The sequence below is a fragment of the Butyrivibrio sp. Su6 genome, from assembly GCF_900108105.1.
Taxonomy (GTDB): domain Bacteria; phylum Bacillota; class Clostridia; order Lachnospirales; family Lachnospiraceae; genus Butyrivibrio.
This window is the reverse complement of the sequence record NZ_FNUR01000009.1, coordinates 10,989-29,410: the sequence shown is the minus strand read 5'-3', so window position 1 is coordinate 29,410 and position 18,422 is coordinate 10,989. Positions and strand designations below refer to the sequence as shown.

Genomic DNA, 18,422 nt, shown 5'->3' with positions numbered 1-18,422 from the left:
TGTTATAGTTCTCCTTCGTCTATCATTTTATCTATTGTATTCTTAACAACAACCACTGCCTCTGCTGCGGATACGCCTTCCATCTGGCATCCCGCCGAGCTCATGTGGCCGCCGCCTCCAAGCTTCTCCATAACTACCTGAACATTGACTTCATCTATTGATCTGGCGCTTACATAAACCTGGTTCTGATACTCGGTGCAAACAAAGCTTGCCCTGACTCCCTTGATATTAAGAAGTTCGTTGGCAGCCTGCGCTCCGATGATGGTCGGGCTCTGAATGTCGTCGTTGATAAGCACTGAAATAGCATATCTTCCGCGGTAAACCTCGGCCTGACTTACGGCATCCGCCTTGGCTTTATACTCATTGGCATCCTCTCTGAAGAGCTTTCTAACTCTTGTCACATCTGCGCCGTTTCTCCTAAGGAAAGCAGCGGCCTCAAATGTGCGGACACCTGTCTTATTCATAAAGTTATTGGTGTCGACGATCATACCGGAATAAAGAGAATCTGCCTCTTCATTCTTGATCTTTACGTTTTCACCGATGTACTGCAGGATCTCTGAAACCATTTCGCAGGCAGATGAAGCATAGGGCTCAACATATGAAAGTGTGGCATTCTCTATGATCTCAGTTCCCTGTCTGTGGTGATCAAGGACCACGATTGTCTTACAGAATCTCAAAAGTTCAGGACACTCTGTAATGCTTGGCTTATTAACATCAACTACAACCAGAACGGTGTTATTGCCTGCAATGTCTATAGCCTGCTGATTGTTGATGATCATGTCATCTTCATAGTCCGGATTGTTCTTAAACAGGTCAACCAAAGGCTGCATGGATGTGGTCACATCATTAAGCACGATATGGCACTTTCTGTCCAATGTCTTGGCAATCCTGTAAATACCAACAGATGAGCCAAAGCTGTCTACGTCACCGATCCTGTGACCCATAACGATAACTGAGTCCTTACCGGAGATGATCTCGCGAAGGGCATGTGCCTTAACTCTGGCCTTAACCCTGGTACTCTTTTCAATCTGCTGACTCTTTCCACCGTAGTAAGAGATGTTATCTGCGCTCTTAACTACCGCCTGATCACCGCCTCGTCCAAGAGCCAGGTCAATGGCATTCCTTGCAAACTCGTAGTTCTGCGCATAAGACAATCCGTTAAGACCTATACCGATACTAAGAGTAACCGCCATCTCATTGCCGATGTTAACTGTCTTAACATCCTCTAAGAGGTCAAATCTCTGCTCCTTAAGCATCTCGCAGGATTTTTTAGGCATTACTACGAAGTATTTGTCTTTCTCTATCTTTTTTGCAATACCATTGCAGGACGCAATGTACTTGTTTATCTTTCTATCGATAAGGGCTGTCAAAAGAGATCTTCTTACTTCCTCGACACTATCAAGAGCCTCCTCATAGTTATCAAGGTAGATAAGGCCTGCTGCCAATGACTGGTTATCAACTTCCTGAATAGCCAGCTTCAGCGCTGTCTCATCGAACATGTAAATAGCAATAAGGCTTCCCTCATAGTTTGGCGCATCAATGATATCGCTGTTGTCAGCCATCTCCTTAAGGGAAATTCTCTTCATCTTTATAGTGTAATTGTTGTTCTCGTACTCTATTTCATAGGAAACTTCGTCGTATCCTGCAGGGAATTTATCCTGAGTAATACTTGGGAAAAGAGCTGTGATATTCTTCCTGAAACCTTTTTCCTGATGGACTATTCTCTCAAAAGCTATGTTGGACCAGACAACCTTTCCGGAGTCGTCAAGAACCGCGTGGGCAAGGTCCAGCTCTCTTAAAAGTTTTTTCTGGATCTGTCCGTACTGCGTAGCAAAGCTCACAAGCTCATTCATAATGATGGGCTTGTTGTAGAAATTCAAATAAATAACTGCCACAAAATAAAGGCCTGTAAATGCAAGGAGTATCAGTCCTGCCGTGAAATCCACAGTAAACACACCAATGTTTACCACAAGAAGCAGAATTCCAAGAAATGTAAAGACGCTAAGATATGTTTTTAACTTACCTTTTAACTTAATTCTATTCTTATTAGACATATAATTGTCCTCTTCCCCAACTTTATGGCCATTCTCCCCATTAGTATATCATATTCTATAGGATTGGGGGTAATCGAAAAAAGGTGCTTATTTAGCACCTTTTCCGAATAATACTACCAGCGCTGTCTGCGCCAAAATTTTAAAATCTTCTAACAGATTCCAGTTATCAATATACTTAAGATCAAGTCTGACCACTTCGTCGAAGTCCTCGATGTCACTTCGTCCACTTATCTGCCAAAGGCCTGTAAGTCCCGGTGTCATGGAGATTCTTCTTCTGTAGTGCTCATTGTACTGCTCAAACTCTGCTTCTGTCGGTGGTCTTGTTCCCACAAGGCTCATATCGCCCTTTAAGACATTTAAGAACTGCGGGAACTCATCAAGGCTCGTCTTTCTGATAAAGGCTCCGACCTTTGTTATTCTCGGGTCATTTTTCATCTTGAACATGAGACCTGACATCTCATTCTGATCCATCAGCTCTTTCTTGCGCTCTTCAGCATCGATGTACATGGATCTGAATTTATAGATTTTGAATCTTCGGCCGTTTTTACCTATTCTGGTCTGGGAAAAGAAAACCGGCCCCGGAGAGTCAAGCTTAATAGCAGGAGCGAGGAAAAGAGTTATGATTCCGGTAAGTACCAGTCCCACAAGGCCTCCCAGTATATCCACAAGTCTTTTTACCCAAAGCCATCTGTAGCTGTCCTTGGCCATGGTGTAGGTGATAACTGAGTAACCATTATAGTCGCCAACCTTGGCTGTTCCCATTCCTCCATCCGGAAGCTCCAGATTGTAATGCACTGTAACGCCCATCTCTTCAAAGCCCATGATAATGTCCTGCATGTCTTTTTGAGGGATGTTGGGCGTATTGATGAACACTTCATCAAAAGGATCTGTGATAAGTCTTCCCGTAAGATTGTCTATTCCCTCGTGGATGTGAACACCGTCGATGTACCATTTAGGATCCTTTGAGTCGGTATCTCTTTTGTCTGTGCAATAGGCTCTTATAACCTTATAGCCAAGGTTCATGTTCTCCTTGGTAAATCTCCTGATAGTCTCTTCCATGAGGTTTCGCTCAGCCACCACGACTACTCTCACTGCGTTAGCTTCATTGGACAGGTACATCTTGAAATAGGTTTTGAAAAGAACTCTCACTACAAACATAGAGAGAATGACCATCCAAAGGAAATTGGAGATCACAAAACGTGACAAAATATCAGACCATTTCAGGAAATAAACTATAACAAGTGTAATTATCAGCATCATGGAGTTAAACCTGATAACCGCCATGAGCTCAAGCAGACTTCCTCTTGTAATGTAATCTTTGTTTGAATCCCACAAAAAGGCATGAACAGTGCAGATCAGCAGCATGATAATACAAACCATGTAGTGCAGCGTCTTGTCTCCCCAGTCATTATTGCTGCTGTACCTTATGTGCGTCGCCATCAGGTAACTCAGTATTATACATATTACATCAATTCCCCATAAAAAATGTGTCTGTAATACCTGATATTTTTTGTTCATACACACTCTTCCCCTTTTAAATCTATATAATAATCTTATGTGAATCTTAAGAAATTTCAACGGAAAATCTTAATAATTTCTACTCCAACCTCGAATCTATAAAGTTCTCAAATCTCGGAAGTTTGAAGGAAAGGTATCCGTACTGCTTTCCATCAACAACTCCACTATCTAATAGCCTTGCTCTATATGTATTGAAAGTATTGGAGGTCATATTTACAAGTTTCTTAATTTCATCTACTTTGACACTTTTTTCTCCGTTTTTCTTAACCAATAAATTTAATGCCTTAAGCACCTTTTTATCACTTGCAGATAATTCATCCCATATTTTTTCATACGCAAGTTCAGACAATGTAATGTCTAACTCTTCATATACTTTCTGATTATCTATTTTGTCTTTTGAATCACTACGACAAATTGCGTTCCAGTAATGATACCCCAATGCCTGAAATGCCAACGAATATCCCCTTGTGCAGAATGCAAGCTCATCCGCTTTTTCTCTACTTATCTCCAGCACCTTTTGATAATCCGCGCTAATAGCTGTAATATTCAAGCCTTCTAATTCTTTAACCTTTGCTCTATACAAAAATGTCAATGACTTTTGATTTTTAATAGCTTTAATGTTTTCAACTAATCCTGTCATCAGAACATAAATATCGTAATCCAGGCCTGCAAATGATGATAGTGCATGTGAAAATCTTGCTACATCCGAACCATAAGTAACCTCATCTATCGTAACAAGCACTTTCTTTTTGGCTTTTTTAAGCACTCCGAGCATCATTCTAATTGCGTCTTCTTCATTTGATGCTACAAGTTCAGCATTTTCAACGTGTAAGCCAATTCCCAATATTGAAAAATCCAATTTAGCTTTTACAAAAAGAGCTTTAATCTCCGGGATAATATAGAGACCTCTGGCAAGTGAATCCAATAAATTACTCTCCGGATTAACATCTACAGTAATCCACTCATCGAGTGCGTTTATCTTATTTCGAATATCCCCCATGATAACCGTCTTACCAGATCCTCTGACGCCAGTAATAAACATTCCCCTATATGTAGGAATGTCTCTAATAAAATTACTGATAATCTCATTTGTTACCAGAGCTCTTTCAATAAACTGAGGAGGAATATAACTAAATTGAAGTGTATATGGATTTTTAATCTCTTCATATTTACTCATATAATCGCCACCTTCATCACATATATATCTTAATTATATTATATTCTTCCACAACTTTCCACAACTCTTCACAACATTGTTTTTCTTTCACAACTTTCCACAACTCTTCGCAACTTCGTTTTTCTTCCACAACTTTCCACAACTAATAAAAAATTCAGTATAGAACTATCATGTGACAAAGTTTACGATGACCTTGATGCGTCACATGGTAAAAGACTTATGGAAGTGCTAAAATATATCGTATCAGGAGAGAAACCCTCTTCTGAAAACCAGCAAGTCAATGACCTCGAAAAAGTTGTTTCTAAAATAAAGAAAAGACCGGAGGTAACCAAAAAATATATGCAACAATGGGATAGAGAACGCCATTTAGTTATGGATACCAAAAAGGATGATGCTCTTGAAATTATACGTTTCGGTCGTGAAGACGGTACTCCAGACGAGAAGACCAGAAAGCGTCTTGAAACCAAATTCAAACTTAATTCAAGCACCATCGATGAGCTCTTTGCGCAGGTTGATGCGGAAGAGTTAGAAGCCAATACCAAATAGGATTTTTCCCCTGCTATATTGGCAGGGGCATATTTTATCCGATCTGCAATGTCTGTATCGCTGCAAAGTCTTTGAAGCAAAGGTAATGATTTCTTTGCATCTATTATCTCACGGATCGCCCACAAAGCCAGTAAATATCAGTAGTTATTAATTTTTGAGCATGCACTAAATAGCCTTGCCAATGTGTGGAACTATTTCAGGAATTTGACGAAAATCTTTTTTATAGTATGTTTAGTCCTACTCAAAAAACTATTCCCTCCGTACCTAGCAGCTAAATAATTAAAGCTTTTTCTTTCAAAATCTGTCCAAAATTTCGAACGATTCTTTGGTTCGGGAAATGGTGCCTCTAGTGGTGGCTGCATGCTATCTTCTATCCTGCATTTTTTGTACTCGATATTTTTCAACTTTTCAAATATTTCATTTCCAAATTTATTATTTATCAACACGAGGGAAACACCTTTATTATCATTAAAACCAGGTGCCGCCTTGTCTATTCCCCAATAATCCGCTATTGTGATGTCCCCAGGATGAACAATGTTTTTAAAAGGACATTTATAACATGCAGGCCTAAGACATTGGTGTCCATAAAAAAGATTTTTAAAAACTTCGCTACTTATTTTCGTACCATTAGCAAACACAAGAGTTTCTATATGAGAGCTCCATCCATAATCTTTTTTATTTCTAAAATCAATCCCAACGCATGGGCTCCCTACTTTTTTTTCTTGCCATCTAATATATTTATGCAGGACTTTTGAACTCGGTACACCATGACAGACAATATCGACACATAATAAATTTTGATTTGACTCTCCAATAAATTTAAGTAATCCTGCAACTTGACATGAGGTTCCTGTGAACAATACTTTTTTTCCAGCATCAAGATCTAGCCTAACTTTTTTTAAAGTATCCCCTATATTGCTCTGAATATACTTAGAGCCCATCATTTTATCACGTTCTAATTTATTGTCTGCTCTTATATGAACAGCATTAAACTTTTCATCCAATATACAGCCATACACCACTCCCCCATCATCAAGAACATAATCTGAAATGGCAGTGAAAATCCCCCCAGATCTAGAGTTTAATCTAGTTATTAAATTCTTATGTTTAACCGCAAATACAATTGGCTTTTCAAACTTTTTATAATAATCATTCATAATTTATCGATCGAATACAAAACTATTTGTTAAACTTATTCCATCTTACAACTCAAAATAATACAATACTATTTTAGAGGGCAAACCTTTATACATAGATAACACTGTATACATTTTGCTTCATCTATCAAAGGATATAAAAAGCCTTCATCATCAGGCATCATAGAGATAGCCATCTTTGGACAGATAGAAAAACATGCACTACATCCACAGCATTCTTCCTTTTTATTATACAAATCCGGGATTCTCTCCATTTTTATCATTCTGCTATCACTCCATCCATATATGATTCTATTCATATAAATTCGTCAAATCACGTAGCTATTACCTTTTTTATTACAGCTTGTCTTATTGATTTAATAATATCCAGATTAGAAAAAATTCCATAAAGAATACTAATTATGATAGCTACAATATTCAATATCATATTATGATCATAATAAGTTACAGCAAGGATTGAAATCATACCAACATTTCTCAATATTATGCTTTTTTTAATTGCAACCTTCATTTTCCTGTTAATATTGACATCATAATATCTAAACAAAAACATAAATGCGAATGCAGCCAAAGTAGAAATTGATGCAGCATATAAATTCAATTTACTAATTAGTGCAATATTAAAAACAATATTTATAACCGCAGCGAGAACAGACGTAATCGCTACTTCTTTAGTGTTTTTTTGCGCTATATATATAGTACTGTATAGTCCAACTAATACTCTAAACAACATCGCAACTATAAGTATATAGACATGATTATAACCATCACGGTAAGCTTCATTTATCAATAGCGGATATAAAAATGGCATCAAAGAAATCAATATATATCCTAATGATGAAAAGAAATTAAACAGATATGTAATTGTTTCAGATAGATATGTATCTCTATCCTCATCTTGAAAATGAACACTTACCGACTCTGTCCATGAGAGGTTTAATACATTGTAAAAGTTTATAAACATAGTAGAAAACTTATTGGCTGCAGCATAAATTCCATTCATGGCAACTCCAAGGATTTTGGAGACAATCACTCTGTCTGAAGCATTAACTACCCACCACGCCAAATCATTCGGAATCAAAGGAAATGAGTATTTCAAAACACTAATAAAAATGTTGTATTTGATATTACTAATAGAAAAATATTTATAGCACTTTGTAGAAATGACTAAAAATAGTATTGTAACTACTTGTGATACTATTGTCGCAACAAACAATCCTTTAACACCTAGTCTAAATACTACTAAAGCCAATACATTCATAACTGTCGTAGTCGTAACTGAAATAAAAGAAGCAATTGCAAAGGAAGCATTTTTACCTAATCCTCTTAATAACTGCATTAGTATACCAACATATAGGCTTAGCATTACATATATAGCTAAAAAAAACCCATATTCTATATAAAAGAATGAAGATACTATTTTATATAAAACTAAAAAAACTATTCCTTGCAATGTACTAAAAAAGACAAGGGTTGAAAACACCTCGCTCTGTTTTTTTGTATCATTCCTGCAATCCAAAATATATCTAAATAATCCTTGATCCAATTGTAGATTAACCAAGGGCAAAAGAATTGCAGAATATGATATTAGCAAATCATATGTTCCATATTCCGTAGTCGATAGAACAGCTGTGTACAAAGGTAACAAGAAAAAATTAACAAATTGCGTACATATCTTCCCTACCGTCAGTATCGCAGTATTTTTAGCCAACTCTTTCTGGCGATTCATTACTCTTATTCTCCTCAATAAATCCAATTAAATCGATGCCTGATTATAAGCACTTTTCATCCATTTTTAATATACCTACACTATCAAGCAATAGTCTTTCTGATATTTGTCGATTTTTATCAAGACATCTAGAAACATCATCCCAATTAATATCACCATCTATGTTGCCTCTAGAAATATCTCTATTTCCTACATTTAATTTCACCATCAAGTCAGACAAGCGCAATCTTCTACCTTCATCTGGAATTTCATAAAAAAAAGGAACTCTCATATTAATAGCTAATGCAGTTCCGTGAAATGATGTTGAAAAAACAGCTCTAGCATACCTAATTAAGTGAACAAATTCGTATGGTCCAATATTATTCATTGCCTTTATTACAAATCCATTCCTTTTAACAACACTTTTACAGCCTATCAATATCAATTCACACTGATGATCTTTAGCATATTCATAGGCTGCATCAATAATATCGTTAGAGCGGAATACAAGGTAGACTAGAACATATTTTTTAAGTGAATAATCTATACAAGACTTATCTGAAAAAGAATACCATTCATTCACATTTAATAAAAATGTTGGATCCAAAACAACATCTGACTCTATTCCACATTTTTCTGCCAACATTTTTTTCCCAGATTCTTCTCTAACTAAAACCTTCTTAAAACATGATATATACTTCTTAAAAATTTGGTAATCGTCATCGCTAAAATCATTATTCCCAAAACTAGCGGCATAACTCACTTTTTTTTTGTTATCATTTACAAAATCCAAAAAATAAAATAAATTATGGTCAGTAATATTCACATTCCATACTTGATCACTCCCTGCAATATAGTAATCAAAGCTTTGTCTTAAGTCATTTCCGGAAGTGACCTTTTCAGTAAGACTAATCTCTTTTAATTTACACTGCTCAAACAGATGCTCTCTTTGTATTTTCTTTTTATATATATCTGTCCTAAAAATAATATCATATAGAATTTTCAGCTTATTCAGAATTCCTTTTCGTTTCAATAAATTGTTAGCATACTTATACTGTTGCAAGAATTCTTCATTTTCATAATTAACTACATTAACATTACAATTATTCTTTTTGAGATAATTAAATAGAGCATACTCTTGCAAAAAAGCGCCATAATTATTTGCATCATTAAATGTAACTATTGCTATATTATTCATTCTTTTATCAACACCTTTAGTCTAAACAAAATAAAGTACAATAAATCTAGATGGAAATGGAATAAAACAACTGCAAAATGTGATTTATAATCAAAAGTTGTACGCATCTTCCACACCTTCTTTATATTACAATCAAAATCATTTTTTCTTTTCTGTCTAATAACATCCAAACATATCCGAATAAAACTTCTTCCTTCATCTCTAAAGGATGTTTGCACGAACCTCAAATAGGTGTTCACAACCATACAATTAAATCCAGATATAAACAATGAGTTGTCTTTTATAACATTCTCATATATCCAATTGTTAACATAATTCATATCATCCAACAAAGACGGTATATATTTGGTAGACATAGATGTCGTGCCTAGCTGATAATCATATAATTCTTTGTCAACAATAGATATATTATCCGCATAATAAATTGATTTCACAAAAAAAAGATAATCCTCAGAAATCTTAATTCCAATTGGAAATAGTATTCCTTTGTCCTTTAGGTATTTAACAGAATATGCAGTTCTCCAGGCATAACCATATATATTATTAGTAGTTGATAGAACAGCTCCTAAAATCTTATCTTTATCTGCATGACTTTGTTTTAGGCTCTTAAGAACCTCAGTATCATTTTTTCTATTTCCATTACCATTGACCTTGAATCCATAAATAATTAAATCTGTATCCTCGTTATTATTCATCAATGATTCAATAGCGTTTTTATCAAGAAGATCATCCGAATCAATAAAAACCAGATATTCACCGTTTGCATTCAAAATCCCAACATTTCTCGCACAACTAACCCCCTGATTGTTTTGTGTAATAATATGTATTCTTTCATCTATCTTTTGCAAGCTCTTCAAAATAAGATCAGTATTATCTCTAGATCCATCGTTAACAATTATCAATTCAATATTCTTATATGTTTGTTCCAACAAACTATATACGCAGTCTTTAATATGATCCTCACCATTATATACAGGTACAACTATACTTACTAATTTGTTCTGCATTGTTTCTTTTCCTCCCAAAACCAAAGCTCAACCTATTGCCGCGTGATGGATACGTTGAAATGCAAGATATAGCAATAAAGTAAACACTCCAAGAAAATGTACCCGTTAGGCCTGACGCAACAATATGGTTAAGAAGCATAAACACCATAAACATAAATGTGTATACCCTCTTTCGAGCAAAAAAGAGATATTGATATACAAAACCAAAAGCAGGTATAAGACCAAGCTCTATAACTATCTTGGTAAAATCCATCTCTAAAGCTCCATCAAATGCTTCATACATATATTCGGTAGAAGATCCAAAACCATATGTAGTCCAGTCAGATGATAATAGCCACCTTAATCGGTCACTGCGAGTCATAGTAAATTTTGACATATCGATGCTATATTTGTGTTCTATAAAGCGAACGCTCTCAGGTAGAGTCATAAAATAATATGAAATGCCTATTGCAAACAATATAGCTGCAGTAAATAAAAATATTTTTTTAGACACTCTTTTGTTACAATCTTCAAATAACGAAAGAACAAACAAAGCAGCTGACATTACAATAAATAGTCGTTTAAATGTCATTAACACAAATAGCGCACTTAATATGATATACACTTTCTTCTCATTGTAATAACAAAAGAACACAAAGAATGCTAAAGCTAGTCCGCAATAAGTAAAGGACTCTAACTCCGAGTAGGATTCTCCAAAATTCGAAGAAATAATCGCCAAGTAGATTTGCTTCAAATTTAAATTCAAAGATTTTATATAAAAAAGCAAAGTCGTTATTAGCCCCATACGAAAATTAAAAAATAACGTCTTCGTACTCCAATTGTTTATGCACAAATATCCATAAATCATAGGAAAGACAAGAAATAGTAATTCTTGAACAGATCGAAAACTAAAATGGTTTACCAACAGAGATCTATAAATAGAATATATTGAAACAATCAATAAAAAAGGAACAAATCCGAAGTATTCTGTTTTCATGGTTTTCTTTTTTGGTGATTCCAATTTAAAATATGAAAACAACTCATATGCAACACATAGAATCAACACTAAATACTTTATCTTTGTATGTTGGCTTTCCACGGTATCGCTAGATGTCAAACAATATGACACTATAAGAATTAAAAACAAAAATCTATGAGGATTAATTACCATTGCAATTCCTTAAATCTTTTCAACAACTAATATAATTCAAAACATTGTTATACATTACTTTCCATGATCTATATTCTTTGATAAAATCTTTGAATTTTTTCCCATGAGAATGCATAACTAATAAATCTGGATTTGAGGCAATATAATAACCATCTTGTATTATTCTATATGCCACTTCAACATCCTCTCCTCCATCACCAAGCTCTGGTGCAAAAGGATGTTTCAATAGCAATTCTCTTCGTGCACAAGCATTACTACAACTAAAAATACCTGGATGAATTTCATTTTCTAACTTGATTCCATTTTTTTTTCGTAGAATAATATTCTTTAAATACCCAATTGCATTAAATGCTTTTTCAGTAAAACTACCATCTGGAAGTGCAATAACATCTCCGTATGCTGCACCTATTGAGGAATCTTTAAACATATTATCAATATCCTCCAAAAATGATGTTTTAACAGGCACAGAATGACCACTTAAAAACACAACAATATCACCTTGCGCAAGATTTACGCAGACATTACTAGCATAACTATAATTGAAGTCTTTTTTCTTAATCTTTTCTATTCTACATTCATATTCTGATGCAATCTTCAAAGTATCATCTGTAGATTCAGAATCAAGAATGATCACTTCATGATTCCTATATGTCTGTCTTTTCAAACTCTCTAAAACTTCCCTAATGTGTTTTTGCTCATTATAAACTCTGATAACTACACTTATCTTATACATGTAACCCCAACCTCAAATCTAACTCATTCTAGATACAAACCATGTAACTTTTTGCCAAGAAACACGCTAAAAGAAAAAATTTCTCCATTATTCATCTGTTCACTAATTCTTCAATATTTTTCTCAAACTCTTCAATAAACATTTCATTATTGCTCTTTTCTTCCAACCTCATGTTAGAAATAATCCGGTCATACAATTCAATAGTTTGTCCCAATTCTTTTTCATTTTCTACAAGAATGATATTCTTCATGCGTTCACTAATCATTCTGCAAAAGGTAAGTTGATGATCATTAACGTGTTCATAGAATTCTTTTCTCCTCGGGACAACAATAGGAATCTTCCCCTTTTGAAGTGGCAAAAGAAATGAACTAGGTCCTCCATGTGTAATGACAATGCGCGCATTTTCTACATTTATATTCATCTGCTGAAAAGTAAACATTTTCTGCCACTTTGCTGACTTAGGCTCATATGTAGAAAATCCGGTTTGTATAATAACCTCCTCACCATTGTGAGCTGCCCAGTCATCCATATATTCAATCAACCGATTAAATGACTGCTCATGTGTTCCAACAGTTACAAATATCATCGTATGCACTCCTACTAATTCAAAAAATAGATCCCAAATTGATAGCTTTTGGATAAACTTCTTTCATCTCTTCCCATTCCACAATAAATTTATCTGTAACCGGATAACATATCTTACCGGAAATTGTAGGCTCATCTATCCTATCAAAAACTTCAATGTATATTGTCTTTGCTCCGAACAGTTTACCCAGCCAAAAAAAAGGAATTGCCGGAGCTGCTCCAGATGAGACAATTAAGTCAGGTCTCTCCTTAATCAAGACCTTTATGGCTCTGTAAGTATTAATAATGAGAGCTTTTATGCTACGGTTTGAAGGGTAATATGCAGGATAGAAACGCTCTCCTTTTAGCAAACTTCTGGCATCCTCTTTATCAAATGTAACCCAGAAGCGATCCTTGTCTTCCCAAAACTCTTTCAACATGTATAAATGTGTAAGATGTCCACCAGAAGATCCAACAAGTCCAACCTTTATTTTTTTATTCATTTTCACACCCCACTTCTCAATTCATACACAACCCACGGTTAATTTCCGTAACCGTATTTATCCCCGTAACCGTAATCTTTACCGTACTTATAATAGCTGTAGCTCTTTTTAGATTTATCTACCTTGTTAAGAACTACTCCCAATAGTCTTGAACCAGAAGATACAAGCTTATCGGCTACCTTTTTTACAACTTTGTAGTTGGCTCCGCCAGCTTCAACTATGAGAACTGAGCCGTCTACTTTGCTGCCTATAATTGATGCATCCACAACACTTCCAAGTGGAGGTGCATCTATGATTATCACATCATACTCATCTCTGAGTTCAGTAAGCAGATCACTGAACTTCTGTGAAGATAAGAGCTCTGTAGGACTGTTTGTTGATGGTCCTGCCGGTATTACAAAAAACTCTACGTCTTTTTCCCTTCCGGGATTATTTCTATATATAATGTCTTCAAGGCTGCACTGCCCTGTAAGGTAATGCGTCAGGCCTTTTTTGATTATTCCGTCTCTGATCTTGCGCTTTAGAATTGATTTTCTAAGGTCGCAATCTATAAAAATTACTTTTTTATCAAGCTCTGCAAAAGATCTTGCAAGCTCCAAAGTGATAGTACTCTTTCCTTCGTTGGCAAAGCAGCTTGTAAACAATACAGTTTTTATATCCTCGCCACTAAAGATTATGCTTGTTCTGAGGTTTTTAAACTCCTCGGCCATTGCAAAAGGGTAATTCTTTCTTTCAATCTTTATGTCAAACATCAAAAAAACTCCTTAAAACCTTATTTCGTATAGCTTATCTGGATAAAGCATTACCCCTCTAGCAGCTTAACAGCTGTATCATTCATAAGCATATCTGTTTTATCTTTCCCAATTTTTCTTTTCAGATAACCGTAACACTTTTTCAGCATTGGTTTTCTGAACTTTGGATCATGTGCATCCGATGCTACGATATCTGCATCCCCAGCAAATACAAGCTTCCTTGCTGTATCCACTATTTCTTTTGCATCGTCTCCCAAAAGTGCGTCAGCATTTACCTGGATATAGGCGCCTAGTCTTCGAAGACTATTTACGCTTTCAGGTTTTTCCTGTACTGAGCGGTACCTTTCTGCATGGGCTATAACAGGCGTATATCCGCAGTCCAGGGCGAGCTCTGTAAACTCGATCATTTCATCTTTCTGATACTTATTTGTTGAAAACTCAAGCAAAATGCATCTCTTCTTTCCAAAAGGAAGTAGTTCTTCCACAGGTATGTAACTGTTCCCCTCAAAGATTATTTCTTTTTTGCCGGCATAGTAGCCTTCCAAAAGTGCTTTAAGTCTATTGTCACAGTGATACTCCCTGCTAAGATATACAGACATATCTTTCATATCAGTTTCCTGAATGAGTTTTTTTACTTCCTCAAAACTGGCTTTCACTTCAGATACTTTTGTATCAAACATGTTATCCCGCAAATGCGGCGTCATAACAATATGACGCACGCCTTGGGAATATTCATCTTTTATCAGTTCTAAAGCATCCTCCATATCAGCTGCTCCATCATCTACATATGGAACTAAGTGGCAATGGATATCCGATAAAACAGCTGCCTCAGAAAATAAAAACATGATTATTTATGCCCTCTTTTTTGCTTTGTAAGCTACAACTGATGAAACAACTGCTCCTGCAGCGCAGATAGCAATGATCCATGCGAAGTCATCGCCTGTTCTTGGTGATTTAGCCTTGCTTGCACCAAGTACTGATGAGTCAAGTGTTGTCTTATCTACAACAACTGCTACAGGTGAAAGACTTGTGAACTTACCAACAATAAGTCCGTCCTTAACCTCTGTAGGTTCTACAGCCCACTTACCATTCACAAAATGGCAAACAAAAGCTTTGGTTTTAGCTGTAACTCCAGGGAAGTTGAAAGAGACGAATAATGGATTCTTCTCTGAAACTTCTACGCCAGGCTTTGCTGTAAGTTCCATACTGCCAAGGACTGCAACCTTCTCAGGTGAAACGCTTACACCAGTTGAAGCAATTACTTCAGCGACTGCGTTAACGTCATTGAGCACTGCTAAAGCTTCTGCATTTGTGATCTGCTCTACAACAACATCATCATTGATAACGCCTTCTCTGACATCACCAAGGACCTGTGCGCCCTGTGTTGCCTGTGCTGGCTGAGCAGTAGTACGAGCAGCGCCTGCTACTTCAAGAGTAGTTGTTCTGGAAGTTGCATAAACTTCTGAGCTGAATGTTAGTGTTGAAACTAACACTGCTGCGATTGCAGCGATTGATAATACCTTTACCCTTTTCATACTTTTCTCCTTTACTATATTTTTTGTTACAAAAAAGCTGTTACACTTTTTTATAAAAAAGCTCTAGCACAACTTCTAGAAGCTTTTCATCATCTATATAAAACTCATCATGGACTCCTTCGGTAACATTTTCCCCGGGCAAGGTCATTATTGTTCCTGAGTAATCGTATGATGCTAGATGATCGACACTGTCTGCATCGATGTCTTCATACAGATAATCACCTGCGCTGTTTTCCATAGTCTCTATAATAGAGGAACCTTTTCCATGGATTGTATTAAAAAGAGCCATCATAAACTGTGTCTGTCTGGACATACGGTTCATGTTACTGCCTCTTATTGTCACATCTCTGGTGTGAACAAAATCGTAAGCCTTCTGTCCGTCAAGCGTTATCACAGCTCCTTTTGTATAGGCAGGATCAATGTCTGTGTGATCATCTTCAAGCTTCAGCGTTACCCCGCCTATGGAATCTACTATTGGCTCAATGCCCTCCATAGTCAGTGATATCACGCTGTCGATCCTTGTTCTTCCAAGAAGGTCGGATACCTTTTCTCTTGTCAGATTGCTGGCCTGCATTGGATCGCGGCCATAAGAGTACTGCATTGTCAGTTGCTCTTTTCCGGTTGTAAGATAATTCCCGTCATTGTCATATATATCAACATCCACTATTGAATCTCTGTTGATCTCAAGTGGTGTGATCTGCTGTTTTTCATTGTCGATGGCGAAAAGAATGATGGTATCACTCCTTCCGCCCTCATCTATCCCAATACCTTCTCTTGTCTGGTTGCTGGTATCAATTCCAAGAAAAAGAACTGTATCAACCTTGGTGTTTATCTCATATCTCTGACCTTTATAAGTGACGCTTCCATCAAAAGAATCTCTTATAAAATCATCTTCTCCTGTAGTGCCTTCAGCGGCACTTTCATTACCTGAATCTGTTTTTCTGGTGATCGATGTAATTTTATTAACTTCAGATAACTTCGCTCCGGCAAATACTGCAATTCCAATTACTATGGCTGCCGTAGCGATCATCATATATACTTTTTTCTTTTTCATTTACCGGCACTCTGTCCATCTATTTCTGTAAGAACTGCCAAAACTATATATCTGTTGTTTCGAAGCTTTGCATCGCAGGTGCTGAGTGTAAGAATGTAATTGTCCTTTGTAACCTTTACATCTTTGTCGATGTAGCTTCTGTCTGCTACTGAATCTGTTGTCAAAGACTTAATAAAAGCCGTTCTATCTGATTCAATGTTGTCGTTATAGTAATAAGGAATATGTGCATCGCTATACATGACTGCGCCAAATATTTTATAAGTAAATGCGTGCTCTTTCGTATAAACCTTTACTTCGCGGTGTTTATTGAAAAAGTCCTTATCCTCAAAGCTATGAAGTCCGGCAAACATGCTGCCATCCTTCATATTGTGTCCATAGACAACAGTGTTGAACTCTTTAAAACTACCTGTATCACAAAGCTCAATGTATGGGCATCCGTGCGAAGATGACATTCCGTTAGCGCCGTGTTTGAGATAATATCCATCATCTGTCGGATGCTGCGCTATAGGATAATCGATCTTGGTTCCCGGAACATTGATCCATGCGAATATATCCGGATTGGTCTTTTGTAATTTATCGAAATCTACCGGTATGACCGGCGCAGATGCCTCGCTCTTATCTATCTTGTTTACTTCTACGGAGTTCTGCGTTGTAGCCAGCGCTGTCTGTGCACTCTGTTCATTGGTACTTTCCTGAACAAAATCTTCTTCGATATTTGTTTCCTCTTTTTCACGGGAATAGTTTGCAAAGCTATAGGAGCCAATTCCCGCAAAGATTGCTGCCACAAGTATCCCCGAGAGAAATATCACATTGCTGTTCTTTTTCATAATCTTCTCTTACTGTTCCTTCTGCCTCTCATATCGCCCTGCTGCTCGCCCTCGATACTCTTTTCATAAGGGAACTCAGCAAGTGTAGCCAGGCCAAGATACTTGGTAACATCCTCTTCATCTCTAAGAGACATGTCGCTGTAGTAGCGAACAAGGATAATAGCGATTGCTATAAGCATTCCTATGATTCCGCCAAGGGCTGTGTTTTTAGTCTTACTTGGGCTTGACGGCTTAGTGGCCGGAACCGCATTCTCAACAGATGAAGGCTTTGTTGTATCAATTACCTCTGCAACTCTCGCTGCAAGCTTCTCAGCAAGTGCATTGGCTATATCACAGGCAAGCTGAGGGTCCTGGTTAGAAGCTGTAATCTTTATGATTCGTGATCCCTTAGGATTCTCAACATCTATTGTCTTAACCAGCTGCTCATAATTGGTATCAAGCTCAAGCTCCTGTATTACTCTCTCAATAACAGGGCGGCTTGTTCCCAAAATTTCAAAGTCAACTGTCAGCTGTGATCCGATCTGAAGATCAATAGCTGATGTTACAGATGTAGTCTTCGAAAAAATATAAATCATGGATGAAGACTTATATACTGGTTTAATAATTAACAATGTGACTAATAATGCAATGATTGCTCCTGATAAAAGTGCAACTATAATTGCGATGATATGACTCTTCAAAACAAAGAAAAGCTCGCCAAAATCGATTTCGTCGTCAGTTCCTTCTAACTCAATAAACTCATTTTCCATTTAAAAAAAGTTTCCTTCTTCATTAATTAAATCGATAAACTGAATTATCATTCATAACATACACCACAAACGAATTAATGACAATACAATTTTCATACTTTTTTTATGTAATTTTTAGAAATTTAATTTCACGTTAACTTTTGTCTGTATTATTGCACAAATGTAGTCAAACACTAGCATTTGTTTCTGT

19 protein-coding genes are annotated in these 18,422 nt (G+C 36.3%); 1 reads left to right on the top strand and 18 read right to left on the bottom strand.

Features of this window, described 5'->3' with window-relative positions; all coding sequences use genetic code 11:
- Positions 1 to 2: 2 nt before the first annotated feature.
- The 3 genes from C4S54_RS10550 to C4S54_RS10540 all read right to left on the bottom strand — a co-directional run bounded on the left by C4S54_RS10550 (position 3) and on the right by C4S54_RS10540 (position 4,749).
- Positions 3 to 2,054, bottom strand: coding sequence for a DHH family phosphoesterase (locus tag C4S54_RS10550; RefSeq protein ID WP_103869508.1), 2,052 nt, complete (start codon positions 2,052 to 2,054; stop codon positions 3 to 5).
- An 87-nt stretch (positions 2,055 to 2,141) separates the two neighbouring features.
- Positions 2,142 to 3,572 (bottom strand): sugar transferase, encoded by a 1,431-nt coding sequence (locus tag C4S54_RS10545; protein WP_103869507.1) that lies wholly within the window; start codon positions 3,570 to 3,572, stop codon positions 2,142 to 2,144.
- 79 nt (positions 3,573 to 3,651) lie between these two features.
- Positions 3,652 to 4,749, bottom strand: a complete 1,098-nt coding sequence (locus tag C4S54_RS10540; RefSeq protein ID WP_103869506.1) for an Archaeal ATPase — start codon at positions 4,747 to 4,749, stop codon at positions 3,652 to 3,654.
- 372 nt (positions 4,750 to 5,121) lie between these two features.
- Between C4S54_RS10540 and C4S54_RS16020 the strand changes: the two genes are divergently transcribed.
- On the top strand, positions 5,122 to 5,295 hold the full coding sequence (locus tag C4S54_RS16020; RefSeq protein ID WP_160110749.1) for a hypothetical protein: 174 nt from the start codon (positions 5,122 to 5,124) through the stop codon (positions 5,293 to 5,295).
- A 191-nt stretch (positions 5,296 to 5,486) separates the two neighbouring features.
- Here C4S54_RS16020 and C4S54_RS10530 read toward each other — a convergent pair whose 3' ends face one another.
- The 15 genes from C4S54_RS10530 to C4S54_RS10460 all read right to left on the bottom strand — a co-directional run bounded on the left by C4S54_RS10530 (position 5,487) and on the right by C4S54_RS10460 (position 18,232).
- Positions 5,487 to 6,452, bottom strand: a complete 966-nt coding sequence (locus C4S54_RS10530) for a Coenzyme F420 hydrogenase/dehydrogenase, beta subunit C-terminal domain (RefSeq protein ID WP_103869504.1) — start codon at positions 6,450 to 6,452, stop codon at positions 5,487 to 5,489.
- Between the two features lie 68 nt (positions 6,453 to 6,520).
- Positions 6,521 to 6,706 carry a 4Fe-4S binding protein gene (locus C4S54_RS16325; RefSeq protein WP_200821069.1) on the bottom strand — a complete coding sequence of 62 codons (186 nt, stop codon included), beginning with the start codon at positions 6,704 to 6,706 and terminating at the stop codon, positions 6,521 to 6,523.
- A gap of 59 nt (positions 6,707 to 6,765) precedes the next feature.
- Positions 6,766 to 8,181 carry a lipopolysaccharide biosynthesis protein gene (locus C4S54_RS10520; protein WP_103869502.1) on the bottom strand — a complete coding sequence of 472 codons (1,416 nt, stop codon included), beginning with the start codon at positions 8,179 to 8,181 and terminating at the stop codon, positions 6,766 to 6,768.
- Between the two features lie 43 nt (positions 8,182 to 8,224).
- Entirely contained in the window at positions 8,225 to 9,358 is a 1,134-nt protein-coding gene (locus tag C4S54_RS10515) for a polysaccharide pyruvyl transferase family protein (RefSeq protein WP_103869501.1), read from the bottom strand.
- Positions 9,355 to 10,365 (bottom strand): glycosyltransferase family 2 protein, encoded by a 1,011-nt coding sequence (locus tag C4S54_RS10510; RefSeq protein ID WP_103869500.1) that lies wholly within the window; start codon positions 10,363 to 10,365, stop codon positions 9,355 to 9,357. The genes C4S54_RS10515 and C4S54_RS10510 overlap by 4 nt, the downstream gene beginning before the upstream one ends.
- Positions 10,325 to 10,969 carry a hypothetical protein gene (locus C4S54_RS15870; protein WP_146059990.1) on the bottom strand — a complete coding sequence of 215 codons (645 nt, stop codon included), beginning with the start codon at positions 10,967 to 10,969 and terminating at the stop codon, positions 10,325 to 10,327. The genes C4S54_RS10510 and C4S54_RS15870 overlap by 41 nt, the downstream gene beginning before the upstream one ends.
- 565 nt (positions 10,970 to 11,534) lie before the next feature.
- Complete coding sequence (locus C4S54_RS10500) at positions 11,535 to 12,248, bottom strand: glycosyltransferase (protein ID WP_103869498.1); 714 nt, start codon at positions 12,246 to 12,248, stop codon at positions 11,535 to 11,537.
- 91 nt (positions 12,249 to 12,339) lie between these two features.
- Positions 12,340 to 12,834, bottom strand: a complete 495-nt coding sequence (locus C4S54_RS10495) for a glycosyltransferase (protein WP_103869497.1) — start codon at positions 12,832 to 12,834, stop codon at positions 12,340 to 12,342.
- A 19-nt stretch (positions 12,835 to 12,853) separates the two neighbouring features.
- Positions 12,854 to 13,315 carry a PssD/Cps14F family polysaccharide biosynthesis glycosyltransferase gene (gene pssD, locus C4S54_RS10490; protein WP_103869496.1) on the bottom strand — a complete coding sequence of 154 codons (462 nt, stop codon included), beginning with the start codon at positions 13,313 to 13,315 and terminating at the stop codon, positions 12,854 to 12,856.
- Positions 13,316 to 13,353: 38 nt separating this feature from the next.
- Positions 13,354 to 14,067: a CpsD/CapB family tyrosine-protein kinase gene (locus tag C4S54_RS10485; protein WP_103869495.1), complete on the bottom strand. Its 714-nt coding sequence runs from the start codon at positions 14,065 to 14,067 to the stop codon at positions 13,354 to 13,356.
- A gap of 50 nt (positions 14,068 to 14,117) precedes the next feature.
- Positions 14,118 to 14,912, bottom strand: coding sequence for a tyrosine-protein phosphatase (locus tag C4S54_RS10480; protein ID WP_103869494.1), 795 nt, complete (start codon positions 14,910 to 14,912; stop codon positions 14,118 to 14,120).
- A 6-nt stretch (positions 14,913 to 14,918) separates the two neighbouring features.
- Positions 14,919 to 15,602, bottom strand: coding sequence for a hypothetical protein (locus tag C4S54_RS10475; RefSeq protein WP_103869493.1), 684 nt, complete (start codon positions 15,600 to 15,602; stop codon positions 14,919 to 14,921).
- Between the two features lie 40 nt (positions 15,603 to 15,642).
- Positions 15,643 to 16,656: an LCP family protein gene (locus C4S54_RS10470; protein ID WP_103869492.1), complete on the bottom strand. Its 1,014-nt coding sequence runs from the start codon at positions 16,654 to 16,656 to the stop codon at positions 15,643 to 15,645.
- Positions 16,653 to 17,483, bottom strand: a complete 831-nt coding sequence (srtB, locus tag C4S54_RS10465) for a class B sortase (protein WP_103869491.1) — start codon at positions 17,481 to 17,483, stop codon at positions 16,653 to 16,655. Before srtB ends, C4S54_RS10470 begins: the two co-directional genes overlap by 4 nt.
- Entirely contained in the window at positions 17,480 to 18,232 is a 753-nt protein-coding gene (locus tag C4S54_RS10460; protein WP_103869490.1) for a YveK family protein, read from the bottom strand. Before C4S54_RS10460 ends, srtB begins: the two co-directional genes overlap by 4 nt.
- Positions 18,233 to 18,422 lie beyond the last annotated feature (190 nt).

Coding starts and splice junctions, on each gene's coding strand:
- C4S54_RS10520 (WP_103869502.1), bottom strand. CDS start 8,181: ATGAATCGCCAGAAAGAGTTGGCTAAAAATACTGCGATACTGACGGTA.
- C4S54_RS10470 (WP_103869492.1), bottom strand. CDS start 16,656: ATGAAAAAGAAAAAAGTATATATGATGATCGCTACGGCAGCCATAGTA.
- C4S54_RS16325 (WP_200821069.1), bottom strand. CDS start 6,706: ATGGAGAGAATCCCGGATTTGTATAATAAAAAGGAAGAATGCTGTGGA.
- C4S54_RS10480 (WP_103869494.1), bottom strand. CDS start 14,912: ATGTTTTTATTTTCTGAGGCAGCTGTTTTATCGGATATCCATTGCCAC.
- C4S54_RS10510 (WP_103869500.1), bottom strand. CDS start 10,365: ATGCAGAACAAATTAGTAAGTATAGTTGTACCTGTATATAATGGTGAG.
- C4S54_RS10500 (WP_103869498.1), bottom strand. CDS start 12,248: ATGTATAAGATAAGTGTAGTTATCAGAGTTTATAATGAGCAAAAACAC.
- C4S54_RS10475 (WP_103869493.1), bottom strand. CDS start 15,602: ATGAAAAGGGTAAAGGTATTATCAATCGCTGCAATCGCAGCAGTGTTA.
- srtB (WP_103869491.1), bottom strand. CDS start 17,483: ATGAAAAAGAACAGCAATGTGATATTTCTCTCGGGGATACTTGTGGCA.
- pssD (WP_103869496.1), bottom strand. CDS start 13,315: ATGAATAAAAAAATAAAGGTTGGACTTGTTGGATCTTCTGGTGGACAT.
- C4S54_RS16020 (WP_160110749.1), top strand. CDS start 5,122: ATGGATACCAAAAAGGATGATGCTCTTGAAATTATACGTTTCGGTCGT.
- C4S54_RS10545 (WP_103869507.1), bottom strand. CDS start 3,572: ATGAACAAAAAATATCAGGTATTACAGACACATTTTTTATGGGGAATT.
- C4S54_RS10515 (WP_103869501.1), bottom strand. CDS start 9,358: ATGAATAATATAGCAATAGTTACATTTAATGATGCAAATAATTATGGC.
- C4S54_RS10530 (WP_103869504.1), bottom strand. CDS start 6,452: ATGAATGATTATTATAAAAAGTTTGAAAAGCCAATTGTATTTGCGGTT.
- C4S54_RS10485 (WP_103869495.1), bottom strand. CDS start 14,067: ATGTTTGACATAAAGATTGAAAGAAAGAATTACCCTTTTGCAATGGCC.
- C4S54_RS10495 (WP_103869497.1), bottom strand. CDS start 12,834: ATGATATTTGTAACTGTTGGAACACATGAGCAGTCATTTAATCGGTTG.
- C4S54_RS10460 (WP_103869490.1), bottom strand. CDS start 18,232: ATGGAAAATGAGTTTATTGAGTTAGAAGGAACTGACGACGAAATCGAT.
- C4S54_RS10550 (WP_103869508.1), bottom strand. CDS start 2,054: ATGTCTAATAAGAATAGAATTAAGTTAAAAGGTAAGTTAAAAACATAT.
- C4S54_RS10540 (WP_103869506.1), bottom strand. CDS start 4,749: ATGAGTAAATATGAAGAGATTAAAAATCCATATACACTTCAATTTAGT.